Origin of the sequence: Fodinicurvata sp. EGI_FJ10296 (assembly GCF_040712075.1) — a bacterium.
Taxonomy (GTDB): Bacteria; Pseudomonadota; Alphaproteobacteria; order DSM-16000; family Inquilinaceae; genus JBFCVL01.
In genome coordinates this window covers 111165-126469 of the sequence record NZ_JBFCVL010000009.1, presented here as the reverse complement: position 1 = coordinate 126469, position 15305 = coordinate 111165, and the positions used below count along the sequence as shown (strand labels likewise).

The window sequence follows — 15305 nt, the reverse complement described above, 5'->3', positions numbered from 1 at the left end:
GTTCGACTGTTCCACGGGCACAACCACCAGCCGCCGAACAGCCCGAACGATGCCCCCGTCGCATAGTGTGATCGCATTCACAACAGGTCAAGGCGCGGGGTACGGACAGCCGGACGCCTTCGGATCATAGGTCCGGTTACTAATTTGTGTCGGCCGTCATGAGAAAAACAGGATGCTGCGCTGCACAATTCTTCGTTTGCGATGATATGATCAGTGCGCACATTATTGAAAGCGGGATCGGCCCGAGTGCCGGGTTCTGTCCGTTCAAATGAAGGATACGAGAGCATGATCACCGGACCCATCGTTGCACAGATCGCCGGTGCCTTGACCACGACCGTAAGCGCTGGCGCCCGCTTCTTTGGCTTCAGCGGTCTGAGTACGAGCCAGGAGGTGACGTATCAGGAGTTGATGAACCTGTCCGACCGGCAGTTGGAAGACATCGGCCTGACGCGTGGCCTGATCGAAACCGTGGTCGTCCAGGGACCGGAAGCACTGAAGCAATTCCGTACGCCGGAAGATGCCGCTCACGCCGTTAGCCGGCCGGCGAACGTCAACAGGCTGGTCTGAGGCCACAGGTCGCCAGAATGCGATTGTCTCGTTATCGATCCGGGCGGTAGAACGATTGCAGTTCCGGCGCCGATGTCGATTGGCGCCGCCACGGCAAGCGGGAGCCGATCGATGAGAATCGCGTTCGTCGGACTTGGAATCATGGGCGCCCCGGTGGCTGGGCACCTCGTCCGCGCCGGCCATCCCGTCACCATAGCGACGCGGACAAACAAGCCCGTGGTCGACGAACTCGCCGCCGCTGGGGCGCGGGTCGCCGACAGCCTGGCCGCTGCCGCCCTCGACGCGGACATCGTGTTCACCTGTCTCGGCACCCCGGCCGAGGTCGAGCAGGTTTACCTCGGCAACGGACCGGGCGAACGTTCGAACAGCGATAATCTGGCCGGCGCCATGGCGACGGGCACGCTGGCCGTCGACCTGACCACCTCGTCGCCCGCTCTGGCGGAAGCCATTGCCGCCCGGCTGGCCGAGCGGGGTGTCGGATTCATCGACGCCCCGATGACCGGCGGTCAGGGCGGGGCGCAGAAGGGAACGCTGACACTGCTGGTCGGCGCTCACGACGCCGAGCTGGAGCGCGCGCGCCCCGTTCTCGCGCATTTCTCGTCGGCCATCCATCATTTCGGCGCGCCCGGCAGCGGTTCGAGGGCCAAGATCGCCAACCAGATCGCCGTTGCGTCGACTTTGCAGGGGGTGGCCGAAGCGCTCGCCTTTGGCGTGGCGGGCGGGCTGAACGCGAAAGCCCTGGTCGAGTCGCTCGCGGCCGGCACCGCCGACAGCTTCCTGATGCGAATCCACGGCCGCAAGATGGTCGAGGGCGACATGGCGCCCGGTTTCTTCATTGATCATTTCGTCAAGGACCTGCGGATCGCGCTGGACGAGGCCGCCAAGCTGTCGCTTTCGCTGCCCGGATTGACAGCCGCCGAACGCTGTCACGCCGCCCTGGCCGCTCAGGGCCGCGGCCGCGACGGGATCCAGGCGGTTATTCACGCACTGCTTGCCGACGGGCTGCCCGCCCGCTGACGGCTCCATTTTCCGGGCCCTCATTCCAATCATTGCTTGACGCAGTGCACCATCGCGCACATGTTGCATCTTGCAAACCGTCCAGACGGTACAGTCAGGATAAACGATGCCCGCCGCACCCGAACGCGCCAATGCACGCAGCGCCATTCTCGACGCCGCCCAACGCGTCGCCGTCCGCGACGGCGCCGGACACGTCACGCTTGATGCCGTCGCCCGCGAAGCCGGGGTCAGCAAGGGCGGGCTGCTCTACAATTTCCCGAACAAGGAAGCGTTGCTGGTCGCCATGCTCGAACGCATGGTCGACCGCATCGACCACGAGCTCGAAAGCTATCTCGAGACCCACCGCGATGACCGCAACGCCATGGTCAAAACCCTGCTGCGGGCGGTCGATCTCAAGGAATGCGTCGATCCGCAGGTCAAGATGGCGGTGCTCGCCGCCGGGGCGGAAAAGCCGGAACTGCTTGACCCGATCCGTCGCGTCTATCGCAAGTGGCTGGACCGGATCAGGGCGGAGTCCACCGATCTCGACCGCGATTTGATGGTGTGGTTCGCGATGGAGGGCATCGTCTTCACATCGATGCTGAACGTCTGTCCGCTCGACGGCGAGGAACGGGAAAATCTGCGCCGATATCTGCTCCGGCAAGTGGAAGGATAAGGCGATGCCGCGCTCCAACCCGATATCGCGCCGCATGGTGCCCGGCGCCGGCCCGGCAGTGGCGCTGGCCGCCGCCCTGATCCTGTCCGCGTGCATCGAGACCACGGCCTCGAACGAGGGTGACGAGGACACGGCGCGTCCGGCACGCATCGAAAGCGCCTCTAACGGCATTGCCCCCGATATCCGCCGGTTCGTCGGCCGGATCGAGGCCGTGCAGACCACGGATCTGTCCTTCCAGGTCGGCGGCGAACTTGTCGCAATGCCGGTGCGCGAGGGGCAGCGGGTCGAGCGTGGACACAGGCTGGCCGCCATCGACCCGGAGGACTACGAACGCGCCGTGCGTGAGGCCGAGGTGCGGCTGGACCTCGCCCGTCAGGACCTCGACCGCAAATCCCGCTTGCTGCAGAGCAACAGCGTCTCCGAAGCCGTCCACGAACAGGCGGTCGCGGAACACGATCTGCGCGAGGTCGCGCTGGAAACCGCCCGCCGAAATCTCGACCACACGACCATCGAGGCGCCGTTCGACGCGTTGGTGACCCGCACGCTCGTCGACGCCCATACCAACGTCACATCAGGCACGCCCGTGCTGAGGGTTCAGGATGTGAGCGAACTGAGGATCGCGGTGAATATTCCCGAACGTCTGATGGGCATGATCGGCAACAGGGATGCCCTTCAGGCCCATGTCGTTTTCCCGGCGGCCGACGGTGCCCGTTTCGACCTGGACTATCGCAGCCACGAAACTCAACCCGACAACGTCACGCAGACCTATCGCGTGACCTTCGCCATGCCTTACCCCGAGGCGCCCGCCCTTCTGCCCGGCATGATCGGCAGGGTCGAAATCGCGCCGGGCGGCGGTATGGGCGCCAGTACGGGTCCCGGCGTCTCGGCACCCTCGTCCGCGGTCGTCGCCGATAACGACGGCGGCTTCCATGTCTGGGTCGTCAGCGGTCCCGACGGCGAGGTGCGCCGCCAGCCGGTCGCCGTCGGCCCGATCGTCGACGACCGCGTGGCGATCACCGAGGGGCTGTCCGCCGATGACCGCATCGTCACAGCCGGCGCGCATCATCTGAATGAAGGCATGAGGGTCCGCCCGATCGAGGCGTTCTGATTTTCCGCCATCTCCGGGACCTTCCCGGTCCCCCCGCACGTCAGAAGAGGGCGCCGCCCCCATGGACATCGCGCATACGTCCATCGACCGTCCGGTCAACACCTGGCTGATCGTTCTGGCGTGTCTGATCGGCGGAATCGTCGGACTGCTGACCGTCGGCCGGTTGGAGGATCCGGCTTTCACGATCAAGGAGGCGATCGTCGTCACGCCCTATCCCGGCGCCAGCGCGAGCGAGGTCGAGCGCGAGGTCACCGAGGTGCTGGAATCGGCGGTCCAGCAGATGGCGCAGCTAAAGCAGGTCCGCTCGAAATCGATGCCCGGGCTGTCTGAAATCACCGTTGAAATCCAGAACACCTATGACGGCGAGGCGCTGCCACAGGTCTGGGACGAACTGCGCCGCAACGTGCGCGATGCCCAGGGCGATCTGCCGCCGGGCGCGCGCGCCTCGATGGTCAACGACGATTTCGGCGACGTTTTCGGCATCAGTTATGCCGTCACGGCGCCGGGATACGACGACCGAGAGCGTGCCGACCTGGCCTCGTTCCTGCGCCGCAATCTGCTTACGGTGGGGGGCGTCTCGAAGGTCGATATCGCCGGCCTGCGGGACGAGGCGATTTATCTCGACATCGCCCAGGAACGTCTGGCGTCGCTCGGCATTCCGCTGTCCCGGATCATCAACACGATCCAGGTCGAGAACGACATCGCCGACGCCGGCGCGATGCGCATCGGCGACCGCTCCGTCCGACTGGCGCCCACCGGCGGATTCGGCACCGTCGAAACGATTGAAAGCCTGCGCATCGGCCTGCCCGGATCGACGGAGCAGATATCCCTGCTGGATCTCGGCGAAATCTCGCGCCAGCCCGTCGAGGTGCCCGACCATCTGATCCGGCACAACGGCGAAAGCGCGTTCACCCTGTCCGTCGCCGGGCTGACCGACGCCAACATCGTGGAAGTCGGCGAGGCCGTCGAACGGCGGTTGGCCGGGTTGAACGACCAATTGCCGGTCGGCGTCGAATTGCACCCGATCTACGAACAGCATGTCGTCGTCGACCGGGCGATCAACGGTTTCGTCGTCAGTCTGGCGTTGTCGGTCGCCATCGTCATCGGCGTGCTGTGCCTGTTCATGGGCTGGCGGTCGGGAATCGTGGTGGGCGCGGTGCTGCTGCTGACCGTTCTGGGGACCGTCTTCATGATGCGCGTCTTCGGCATCGAGATGGAGCGGATTTCGCTGGGCGCCCTGATCATCGCCATGGGCATGCTGGTCGACAACGCGATCGTCGTGACCGAGGGCATGCTGGTCGGACTGCAGCGGAGCAATACGCTGCGCGACGCGGCTTCGGAGGCGGTGCGGCGCACACGGTGGCCGCTGCTGGGCGCCACGGTCATCGGCATCATGGCCTTTTCCGGCATCGGGTTGTCGGACGACATCACCGGCGAATTCCTGTTCTCGCTGTTCGCCGTGATCGGCATTTCGCTGATGCTGAGCTGGGTTCTGGCCATCATGCTGGCGCCGCTGTTCGGCCATTACCTGTTTCGCGGCGCCGGCCCACATGGCGGCGGCGACCCCTATGGCGGCAGGCTCTATCGCGGGTATCACCGTGTCCTGTCCATCGCCCTGGCCCATCGCGCCGTGACAGTCGGCCTTCTGATCGTAATCACGGCGGCGTGTTTCGTCGGTTTCGGCTTCGTCAAGCAGAGCTTCTTTCCCAACTCGAACACGCCGATGTTCTATGTGAACTACTGGATGCCCCAGGGCACGGATATCCGGGCCGTGGACCGCGACATGGCCGAGATCGAGTCGTTCATCCTGGACCAGCCGGAGGTCGAGGCCCTGACCACGACGGTCGGCCGGGGCCTGCCGCGCTTTATGCTGACCTATGCGCCGGAACAGCCCAATGACAGCTATGGCCAGTTCGTCGTGCGGGTCGACGAGCGCGACGCCATTGCCGACCTGGCGGACCGCATTCGCGGCCATATCGAATCGCGCTATCCCGACAGCACGCCCCGGCCGGTACGGATCGTATTCGGTCCACCGGCGGGGGCAGAGGTCGAGGCGCGGTTCTCCGGGCCGGACGCCGACACACTGCGCCAGCTCGGACAGCAGGCCGCGTCCATCATGCGGGCCTCGCCGGCGCTGAACGATATCCGCAACGACTGGCGTCAACGCGAACTGACGGCCGTGCCGCATTACGACGACGAACGCGCGCGCATCGCCGGCGTCACCCGCACCGACCTTGCGCAGACACTGAGATTCGTCACCGAGGGGGTGCAGGCCGGCACCTATCGCGAAGGCGACCGGCTGATCCCGATCCTGGCCCGGCCGCCGGACGCCGAACGGGCGGAGACCGCCTCGATCCGCGACCGGCTGGTCTGGTCCAGCGGCGCGGAAGCCTATGTGCCGCTGGAACAGATCGTGACCCGGATCGAAACGGTCGGCGAGGACACGCTGATCAGACGCCGTGACCGTATGCGCACGCTCACCGTCCAGTCGAACCCCGTCGGTGACCTGACCGCCGCGACCGCCCGCGATGCCGTCGTCGCCGAAATCGAAGCCATCGAGCTGCCGCCCGGCTATGCGCTGGAATGGGGCGGCGAGTACGAGGCCACCGTCGAAGCACAGACCGCCGTGTTCCAGCAATTACCGCTCGGATTTCTGGTCATGCTGATCATCAGCGTCGTGCTGTTCGGCCAGGTGCGCCAGCCACTGATCATCTGGCTGATCGTGCCGATGTCCGTGTGCGGCGTGGTCATCGCGCTGCTGTCGACGGGCGTCGCGTTCGGCTTCGTGGCCCTGCTGGGCCTGCTCAGCCTGTCGGGCATGCTGATCAAGAACGCCATCGTGCTGCTCGACGAGATCGACGACCAGATCGCCGGGGGCAAGGATCCCTATCAAGGCCTGACCGACGCCAGCGTCAGCCGTCTGCGCCCGGTCATGCTGGCAGCCGGCACCACGATCCTCGGCATGGTGCCGCTGCTGGCCGATGCGTTCTTCATCGGGTTGGCCGTGACGATCATGGGCGGCCTGGCCTTCGCCACCATCCTGACGCTGGTCGCGGTTCCGGTCCTGTATGCCCTCTTCTTCCGCATCCGGCCGCCGGAACACCATTCGGCGCATCGTGAAGCACATCAAACCTGACGAAAACTGCTTTGCCGGGCCATCGCTGCCGACGCGGCTTCCACCGTCGACGCATACCGCACAAGCGGTTTCTTCAAGCCGTGGGTGAGCAAAACGCGCCGGATGTCGCGGCTGGTACCGGTCAGCCAGAGCGTCACGTCATGCCGGCGGGCCTTGTGCGCCAGACTTTCGATCATGTTCGCGCCGGTCGAATCCAGGAAGGGCACGGCCTCGAAGTCGACGATCAGTGCCTTGTGGTTGTCCTGAATGCGGTCGAGAACGGAACCGATGGATGCTGTCGCGCCGAAAAACAGGGCACCAGTGATCCGGTAGACGACGACATCGGGGTTCGCGGCAGCCGACTCGTTATAAGCTTCGCGCGGATGGGCGTCGTCGGCTTCGTCTCGCCCCACAAACGGCTTCTGGGAGGAAACCGCCGTTGTCCGGCTCATCCGGTGGATGAACAGCACTGAGCCGAGCGCGAAGCCGACGACGATAGCCTCGGTGAGGTCCCGGAATACTGTCAGGAAAAAGGTCGCCCCCAGAACCGTCGCTTCGCCCCAGCCCGAACGCAGCAGGATCGCGATGGCGGGTCTCTCGATCATGTTCCAGGCGACCACGGCAAGCACACCTGCCAGCGCCGCCAGCGGGATATAGGCTGCGAGGGGAGCAGCGACGAGCATGAAAAGAAGAATGAACAGGGAATGAAGCATCCCGGCAATCGGCCCGTGCGCGCCCGCACGCACATTGGTGGCCGTGCGGGCAATGGTGCCCGTCACGCAAAAGCCGCCGAAGAGCGAGGCCCCGATATTGGCCGCGCCCTGCGCGACGAGCTCGCAGTTCGAACGGTGCCGCCGTCCGGTCATGCCATCAGCGACGACGGCCGACAGCAGTGATTCGATGGCGCCCAACAAGGTGAAGGACAGGGCAGCCGGCAGAACCGCGATGATCCGGTCCATCGACAGATCGGGCAAGTGCGGCACCGGAAGCGACGAGGGAATACCGCCGAACTTCGTGCCGATGGTCTCGACAGGCAATGCCATCACCGCCGTGGCGACCGCGGTCAGCGCAACGGCGATCAGCATGCCCGGCCAACGCGGCTGCCAGCGGCGCAATCCGAGGATGATTGCAACGGTTGCAACAGAAATTGCGACTGCGGCAACCGTAACACTGTCCTTCGCTCCCCAAAGGACCGGGATCTTTTCGAGCAGCTCGCCGGGTTCGTGGTCCAGGGTCAAGCCGAATAGGTCCTTGATCTGGCTGGCAAAGATGATCACCGCAATTCCGGCGGTGAAACCGACCGTTACCGGAAAGGGAACGAACTTGATAAACGTGCCGAACCGCAAAAACCCGACCGCCACCAGCATCAGCCCCGACAGGAAGGTGGCAAGGATCAGGCCGTCGATGCCATGCTGTGCGACCGTTGCCGCGACAAGAACGATAAACGCGCCAGCCGGACCGCCGATCTGGAAACGCGATCCGCCGAGCAGCGAGACGATGAAGCCGCCTATGATTGCCGTATAAAGGCCCTGGGCCGGCGATGCGCCCGAGGCGATGGCGATGGCCATGGAAAGCGGAAGCGCCACGATGGCTACGGTAAGTCCTGCCAATGCATCGGCGCGCAGGTGAGGAAAACCATAGCCTTCGCGCAGAACCGTGAGAATTTTCGGGGTGTAGAGGTCCGCAAAGCTGGGCGCGTCGCTCGATCTGTCTGTCGTTGCTTTCACTTGTTGCCGCACCTTGAGGTAGGAAGCGGCGGGATCGTCGGCTTGTCGTCGGCGGTCGCCGTCGCGGATTGGTTCAGGATGACGAGGATGATGACTTCAATCGAACGCCGCGTCCGCCTGAGGGACTGGCAGCGCCGTCACCGATCAGTTCGATGCCCGCGGCTTCAAGGGCAGCGACAACCCGGGTGAGGCTCTCGACCACGCCGCGAACATTGCCACCACTTGATTCCATGCGTTGGATCGTCGGGATGGAAAGTCCCGACAATTCGGCCAGGGTCTTCTGGTCAATGCCGAGAAGAGCACGTGCGGCACGCATTTGGGCGGCGGTCATCATGGGCATATCCTGAACGGGATGTATGCCATCTATCACTTGAATTATGATATGTCAAATATCAGAACCGATACCCGGACGCTTTCGGGCATGTGTGCCCGAAAGGAGCGAATGGGCGGCCATACCGTGCGGCGATCACGCCTCGCGGACGGCCACGCGGCCCTTGCCGGCCCGTTTGGCGGTATAAAGGGCTTCGTCGGCCATGCGCATCGTGGCGGAGAAATCGGCATCGCCGTTGGGCGTCCAGCACGCGATGCCGATGCTGCAGCCGATCCGGACCGTCGCACCGTCAGCATCGATGGGCTGCGCAATGCTGTCCACGATGCGCCCGGCGATGGTTTCCGACATTTGCCGCCAGTCCGCGTTCGGTAGCGCCAGGATCAGCGCAAATTCGTCCCCGCCAAGCCGGACCGCCTGATCGCCGCCGCGCACGACCTGACGCAGGCGCTGCGCCACGGCCTGCAGCACCGCATCGCCGACACCATGGCCGAAACGATCATTCACAGGCTTGAAACCGTCGAGATCGAGGCACAGAAACGCCAGCACCTGATCCGTGCGGGCGGCGTTCGGGCCGGCGCGGTCCAGATAGGCGTCCAGCCCGATGCGGTTGGCCAGACCGGTCAGCCGGTCGCGGTGGGCCAGCGCCTCCATACGCGTCAGGCTATGCAGCAATTCGCGCAGCGCGGCCGACAGGGTCTCGATTTCGGTGATGCCGCGATGCTGCGGGATCTCTCTCATTTCGCCGCTCCGCAACCGGTCGGCGGTCACGGCGATCTCGCTCAGCGGCCGTGTTACCCATCCGGCAATCCACCACCCCAGCGCGGCGAATAACGTGACCAGAAGCGCGCCCCACAGCGCCAAAGTCCACTGCATGGCCGTCACGGGCGCATGGGCAACCGCCAACGGCTGGCGCGCGACAACCGTCCAGCCCAGGCCCGCATAGCTTTGATAGCCGTCGGCGACGGCATAGCCGGTCAGATAGTCTTGGTCGTCGGGCCAGGTTTCAACGCCGCGCCATGTTCCAGCCGACCGCGCGCGACCCAGTCCCGCCAGTTCGAACCGCTGTCCGATATCGGAATCCGGACCCAGCAACACCGAGTCATCGATCGCGCTTATCACGAACACGTCGATGGCGCTGTTACCGTCCAGTGGCGAAAGCACCGTCTCGGCAACGGCGCGCGACCAGTCCCAGCTCAGATGGGCGGCGAGGACGCCGGCGAAATTCCCTTCGGTATCGCGGACCGGCACACTGACATCCACGAACTTCATCGGCTCGCCGGTTGGGTTGGGCAGCAGGCTGGCCAGCAGCACAGCCTCGTGAACATCGCCGATGAAAGTCGTCTCAAGCGCTTCGAGATAGACCGGCCGGTGTCCGATATCCGCCCCTTCCAGTAATCCTCCCGTTGCCGCGATCACCGTCCCGCCCGCATCGGTCCGGCCGATCCAGGAAAACGCCGGCACGTTGTCCTGCAGCCGCATCAGCAATAACCGGGCAGCAGCGGTGTCGGGCAGGGCCCGCAGAGGGTCGAGCCCGGCCAGAAGTGTGATCTCGTTGCGCCGTGCATGCATGTGACGATCGAGCGTGTCGGCCATATGGGCCGCCGTTTCGACCAGGGATCGGCCGATCGACGACTGCAGGACGGCACCGGCGCGCTGACCGATGACGAAATTCGAAAGGCTGATCAGGACGATGACGACGCCGGCAAAGACCAGCGCGAAACGCACTCTGAGGCTCGTGGAGGGAAAACGGCTGATCATTTTCGGGCTGCAGACGGGGACGGGGGCGGGCGATAATGGCGATCGATCCGTCTGCATACGTTACAGTCGTGTGGTTTTTCTTAACGCCAGCGTCCTCGTGACGACATCACGAACCGTAGTCGGCACGCTTGTGCAGAACCAGGGTCGACCACACGCCGATGACCCGGCGTTCGATCAGATGAAGCCCCTGATATCGGTGGGCGGCAAGAACCATGGCCTCCTGATGGGTCATCAAGCCTGACAATACGAGGATTCCTCCCGGCGCCAGGACGCCAGCCGCATCGCGGGCCAGCAGTGTCAGCGGGCGGGCCAGGATGTTCGCCAGGATCAGGTCGTAAGGCGCGCGCCGGCGGATCACCGGGTTGCGGTATCCCTCGGACCGGGCGGCCGACATCAGATGGGCGACCCGGTTCAGGCCGGCGTTCTCTGCCGCGACCTGCACGCTGCGGCCGTCATTGTCCGCCGCCAGCACCGGCGTCGCCCAGCATTTCGCCGCCGCGATCGCCAGAATGCCCGACCCGCAGCCCATATCCAGCGTGTTGTGGATATGGCGGCGCTTGGCCAGGGCCTCGATCGCGCGCAAACACCCCTCAGTGGTCGGGTGCTCACCGGAGCCGAACGCCGTCGCCGCGTCGACATGCAGCCCGATGCTGGAGGGCGGCGGCCGGCGTTCGACATGCGAACCGTGGATGAAAAACCGACCGATCTCGACCGGCGGAAAGGCGTTCTTGGTCTCCGCGATCCAGTCGCGCCCCTCGACCCGCTCGACGGTGAATGGCGGTTCGGCCATGTCGAAGGCGTCGGCGATGACGGCCAGCCGCACGCCGATATCGCCGCGGTCGGGCTCCTCGGGGCAAACGACCGAAACCTGCAGGTCGGCATCCTGATCGACACCGAACATCGACACCGAACCCAGATCGCCCAGCAGTTCCGACACCGCTTCGGCCGCGTCGATCGGAACGGCCAGATCGACACGCCATGTATCAACCGGCGCGGCACTGCCCAGCGCCATGGCAAAAGATTGTATCGGTGCACGCATGAATCAGTCCGCCTTCGATGCGGGGACGACGAAACTGTCCATCACCCGCTTTTCACCGCTATGATCGAAATCGATGCCGAGTTTCTCACCGTCGGCGGCAACGACGGTGCCATAGCCGAATTTGCGGTGGAAAACACGGTCGCCTTTTCTGTAGCTGACCGACGACTGCGGGCGTTTCTCGACCGAATAGTCGACGCCGTCGATCACCGTCGGCCGATAGCCGGAGCCACCAGCGGCATGGGTGCGTGCGGCCTCACGGAGCCGGGCGACGGCCGTATCGGAAACGCCGTGGGGATCGGGCGCCTGCATGCCGGTCGTCTGCTCGCGGACGACGAAATCGTCGGGCAACTCGCCGATGAACCGCGACGGCAGCGAGGATTGCCACTGCCCGTGAACGCGGCGGTTCAGCGCTGCCATGACCACCGCCCGCGTCTTGGCCCGCGTCAGGCCGACATAGGCCAGCCGGCGTTCCTCCTCCAGCCCCGCGACACCTTGTTCGTCCATCGCACGCTGGTGCGGGAACAGCCCTTCTTCCCATCCGGGCAGAAAGACATGGGCGAATTCCAGCCCCTTGGCGCCATGCAGCGTCATCAGCGACACCATTTCGCCGCCGGAATCGACGGTGGTGTCCATGACCAGACTGACATGCTCCAGGAATCCGAGCAGGCTGTCGAATTCCTCCATCGCCGTGACCAGTTCTTTCAGGTTCTCAAGCCGGCCCGGCGCTTCGGGCGATTTGTCGGCCTGCCAGAACCCGGTATAGCCGCTTTCGTCCAGCACCAACCGGGCCAGATCGGCATGGCCGATCCGCTCGGCCTGATCGCGCCAACGATCGAAATCGCGGATCAGGGCCTTGATCGGCGTGCGCGCCCGGGCGGTCAACTCGTCGGTTTCGACCAGCCGGGCGGCAGCCTCGTAAAGCGACACCTGCTGCCGCCGGGCGGCGGCGTGCAGGGTCTGCACCGTCGTCTTGCCGATGCCGCGCTTGGGCACGTTGATGATGCGCTCGAACGCCAGATCATCGTCGCTCTGCGCGATGACCCGCAGATAGGCCATCGCGTCGCGGATCTCCATGCGCTCGTAAAAGCGCGGGCCGCCGATCACCCGGTACGGCAGACCCAGCGTGATCAACCGTTCCTCGAACTCGCGCATCTGGAACGACGCCCGCACCAGGATCGCGACGTCGCTGAGCGGCACCTGACGGGTCTGAAGGGACTCGATCTCGTCGCCGATCCAGCGGGCTTCTTCCTCGGCATCCCAGACGATCCGGACCTGAACCGGATCGCCGCTGGCGCCCTCGGAGAACAGCGTCTTGCCCAGCCGCCCCTGATTGTTGGCGATCAGGCCGGACGCCGCGCCCAGGATGCGGCCGGTCGAACGGTAATTGCGCTCCAGCCGGATCACCGTCGCGCCGGGAAAGTCCTGCTCGAAGCGCAGGATGTTCCCGACCTCCGCGCCGCGCCAGCCATAGATCGACTGGTCGTCATCGCCGACGCAGCAGATATTGTGGTGGCCCTGCGCCAGCGCCCGCAGCCACAGATACTGGGCGACGTTCGTGTCCTGATACTCGTCAACCAGCAGATAGCGGAACCGGCGCTGGTATTCCTCAAGGATCGGATGGATCGTGCGCCCGGTGCCGGGATCGACGGCGGTGTGGCCGAACAGGGTGAGCGTGTGCAGCAGCAGATCGCCGAAGTCGCAGGCGTTCAGGCTGCGCAGCCGCTCCTGATAATCGCGGTAGAGCTGGATCATCCGGCCGCCGGCAAGATCGCCGCCATCTTCCGGCGTCAGCCGATCCGGCGTCAGGGCGCGGTCTTTCCAGCGCTCGATCACGCCCAGCAACTGCTTGGCCGGCCAGCGCTTGCCGTCGACCGAGCCCGCCTCCATCACCTGTTTCAAAAGGCGAATCTGATCGTCGGTATCCAGGATGGTGAAATTCGATTTCAGACCGACGGCTTCGGCATGCCGGCGCAGGATGCGCGCGGCCAGCGCGTGAAAGGTGCCCATCCACCAGCCCTCGACGTCGCCGCCGATCATGGCGGCCACGCGCTCCTTCATCTCGCGCGCGGCCTTGTTGGTAAAGGTCACCGCCAGGATCTGGCTGGGCCAGGCGCGCCTTGTCATCAGCAGGTGGCCAAGCCGGGTCGTCAGCACGCGCGTCTTGCCGGTGCCCGCGCCAGCCAGCACCAACACGGGGCCGTCCAGCGCCGTCACCGCCGCCCGCTGTTCCGGGTTCAGCGTGTCGAGATAGGGATAGGTGCCGGGCGGACCGTCAGCTGGCAATCCGGGAGCGGGCGCAGAGGCGCCAACGCCCGGTTCATCAGCGCCGTATGGGGCGCGGTACGGGTCCGCGTCACCGGCCGGAGCGCCGACATCGCCCGCCCCCGGCTCGGTGTTGAGCGGGTCGTCGCCAAAGGGATCGGAAGGCCATGGATCGGGTGCGGTCATGGCCCCGATATAGCATTTCCTTCCCCTGATCGAACCCTTAATCTTCGCCTATCGACCGCCGATTCATGTCCCGAGGACCCATCCCCGATGCCCGATAGCACCGCCACCATCCGCCCGGCCACGCCCGCCGACATCCCGGAAATCCTGCGCATGATCCGCGATCTGGCGCGGTTCGAAAAGGCCGAGGACGAGGTCAGGGTGACGGCCGACGACCTGATGCGCGACGGCTGGGGCCCATCGCCGCGCTTCGAGGTGCTGATGGCCGACGCAGATGGGGAAGCGGGAGGCGCCGTCGGGTTCTGCCTGTTCTTCCACAACTATTCGACCTGGGAGGGCCGCGCCGGTCTCTATGTCGAGGACCTGTACGTCGACCCCGACGCCCGCAAAGGCGGTTACGGACAGGCGCTGCTGGCCGCCGTCGCCCGGCTGGCGATCGAGCGCGACTGCCGCCGCGTCGACCTCAGCGCGCTCGACTGGAACCCCGCCCGCCGATTCTACGACCGGCTGGGGTTCGCGGAAAAGACCGAATGGGTCGGCTATCGCCTGACCGGCGAAGCCCTGCGCCGACTGGCCGATGGCGCACCGCAGGCCTCGATTGCGTGAAATCCTGATCAGGCAGGCGGAATTAAAAATCACCCATACCTGTGAAAGGAATCAAAATTCATTGTATGTGATCGCTTTTCAGGTGATGTTCACGCCTGCTGCCCCATGTTCGTTGGAGGCCGACCGAGCAAGGCAATGTCGAGGTGTTGAACGACACCGCGGATTTCTACCGCTATTTCGATGCGACACCGCATGCGGCGTTTCTGTTCCAATGCGTGGCGCGGACGATCGATGTCGATCTGCCGGAAGAAGCAAGGTTCCTGAAAGCCTATGACGGGTTCAAGGCTGGTGTGGCGCTCATGATCGATATGCCGGATCGTCTGCGGATCATCAGCAGAGTTGATGCCGTCCGACCCCACCATCCGCCAGAGATGGCCAGCGCGCACTGCACACTCGATCAGCCGCCGTTGGCGACGAGCATCACCGGTTCGGGCAGGTCGCGGAATTCCTCGTCGCCGTCATCGCCCGCCGCCCACATGAAGATTGCCATGCGGCTCGGGCGGTCGAGAACCGCGTTCGGGGCGTGCCAGACATCGACACCGAAGGTGACACCCTGGTCGCCGCGCGCCAGAAAACCCCGCATACCGTCGATGTCAGGTCCGCCGTCCGCGCCATGGGGCGCGACCACGACCATCCAGCGCGCAACGTCCATCGGCACGAAGGTCTGCGACGAATATTCGTGGCGCTCCATCGCGGTCAAGGTCAGCGGCAACGCACTCGGGGCCTTTGTCGTCACCGACAGCGATGGTGGCACGGCGGGCCGGGCGTTGCCCAGGGCATCGGAGAAATAGTGTCGTCCAAATTCGCCGGACACCTCGATCACATCGCCGAATGGCGCAAAGGCGTCGGCGGTCAGCGGTTCAAGCGTCAATCGGCGCATGGCGACCGTTCTCCGGACTGGTTCGGTTCTGACAAACAGGGCGGAACGTCGGCACCG

At 65.0% G+C, this 15305-nt stretch carries 13 protein-coding genes; 6 read left to right on the top strand and 7 right to left on the bottom strand.

The window, feature by feature from the left end:
- Positions 1 to 285 precede the first annotated feature (285 nt).
- The 5 genes from ABZ728_RS19175 to ABZ728_RS19155 all read left to right on the top strand — a co-directional run bounded on the left by ABZ728_RS19175 (position 286) and on the right by ABZ728_RS19155 (position 6483).
- Complete coding sequence (locus tag ABZ728_RS19175) at positions 286 to 567, top strand: DUF1127 domain-containing protein (RefSeq protein ID WP_366657904.1); 282 nt, start codon at positions 286 to 288, stop codon at positions 565 to 567.
- Positions 568 to 678: 111 nt separating this feature from the next.
- Positions 679 to 1584, top strand: coding sequence for an NAD(P)-dependent oxidoreductase (locus tag ABZ728_RS19170; protein ID WP_366657903.1), 906 nt, complete (start codon positions 679 to 681; stop codon positions 1582 to 1584).
- A 106-nt stretch (positions 1585 to 1690) separates the two neighbouring features.
- On the top strand, positions 1691 to 2239 hold the full coding sequence (locus tag ABZ728_RS19165) for a TetR/AcrR family transcriptional regulator (protein ID WP_366657902.1): 549 nt from the start codon (positions 1691 to 1693) through the stop codon (positions 2237 to 2239).
- A 4-nt stretch (positions 2240 to 2243) separates the two neighbouring features.
- Entirely contained in the window at positions 2244 to 3347 is a 1104-nt protein-coding gene (locus tag ABZ728_RS19160; RefSeq protein ID WP_366657900.1) for an efflux RND transporter periplasmic adaptor subunit, read from the top strand.
- Positions 3348 to 3408: 61 nt separating this feature from the next.
- Positions 3409 to 6483 (top strand): efflux RND transporter permease subunit, encoded by a 3075-nt coding sequence (locus tag ABZ728_RS19155; protein WP_366657898.1) that lies wholly within the window; start codon positions 3409 to 3411, stop codon positions 6481 to 6483.
- On the opposite strand, the gene ABZ728_RS19150 is transcribed toward ABZ728_RS19155, so the two are convergent.
- The 5 genes from ABZ728_RS19150 to ABZ728_RS19130 form a co-directional block, all read right to left on the bottom strand.
- Entirely contained in the window at positions 6474 to 8189 is a 1716-nt protein-coding gene (locus ABZ728_RS19150; RefSeq protein WP_366657896.1) for a SulP family inorganic anion transporter, read from the bottom strand. The two genes, ABZ728_RS19155 and ABZ728_RS19150, sit on opposite strands and share 10 nt — an antisense overlap.
- Before the next feature lie 73 nt (positions 8190 to 8262).
- Positions 8263 to 8523, bottom strand: coding sequence for a helix-turn-helix domain-containing protein (locus ABZ728_RS19145; protein ID WP_366657895.1), 261 nt, complete (start codon positions 8521 to 8523; stop codon positions 8263 to 8265).
- A 132-nt stretch (positions 8524 to 8655) separates the two neighbouring features.
- Positions 8656 to 10245, bottom strand: a complete 1590-nt coding sequence (locus ABZ728_RS19140) for a diguanylate cyclase (protein WP_366657894.1) — start codon at positions 10243 to 10245, stop codon at positions 8656 to 8658.
- Between the two features lie 139 nt (positions 10246 to 10384).
- A complete protein-coding gene (locus ABZ728_RS19135; protein ID WP_366657893.1) occupies positions 10385 to 11317 on the bottom strand; it encodes a 50S ribosomal protein L11 methyltransferase in 933 nt (310 codons plus the stop codon).
- 3 nt (positions 11318 to 11320) lie between these two features.
- Positions 11321 to 13765 (bottom strand): UvrD-helicase domain-containing protein, encoded by a 2445-nt coding sequence (locus ABZ728_RS19130; protein WP_366657892.1) that lies wholly within the window; start codon positions 13763 to 13765, stop codon positions 11321 to 11323.
- Between the two features lie 87 nt (positions 13766 to 13852).
- Between ABZ728_RS19130 and ABZ728_RS19125 the strand changes: the two genes are divergently transcribed.
- Positions 13853 to 14368 carry a GNAT family N-acetyltransferase gene (locus tag ABZ728_RS19125; protein ID WP_366657891.1) on the top strand — a complete coding sequence of 172 codons (516 nt, stop codon included), beginning with the start codon at positions 13853 to 13855 and terminating at the stop codon, positions 14366 to 14368.
- Between the two features lie 89 nt (positions 14369 to 14457).
- Here the strand turns inward: ABZ728_RS19125 and ABZ728_RS19120 are convergent, their stop codons facing one another.
- On the bottom strand, positions 14458 to 14754 hold the full coding sequence (locus ABZ728_RS19120; RefSeq protein WP_366657890.1) for a hypothetical protein: 297 nt from the start codon (positions 14752 to 14754) through the stop codon (positions 14458 to 14460).
- Positions 14755 to 14765: 11 nt separating this feature from the next.
- Positions 14766 to 15248: an ureidoglycolate lyase gene (locus ABZ728_RS19115; protein WP_366657889.1), complete on the bottom strand. Its 483-nt coding sequence runs from the start codon at positions 15246 to 15248 to the stop codon at positions 14766 to 14768.
- Between the last annotated feature and the right edge of the window lie 57 nt (positions 15249 to 15305).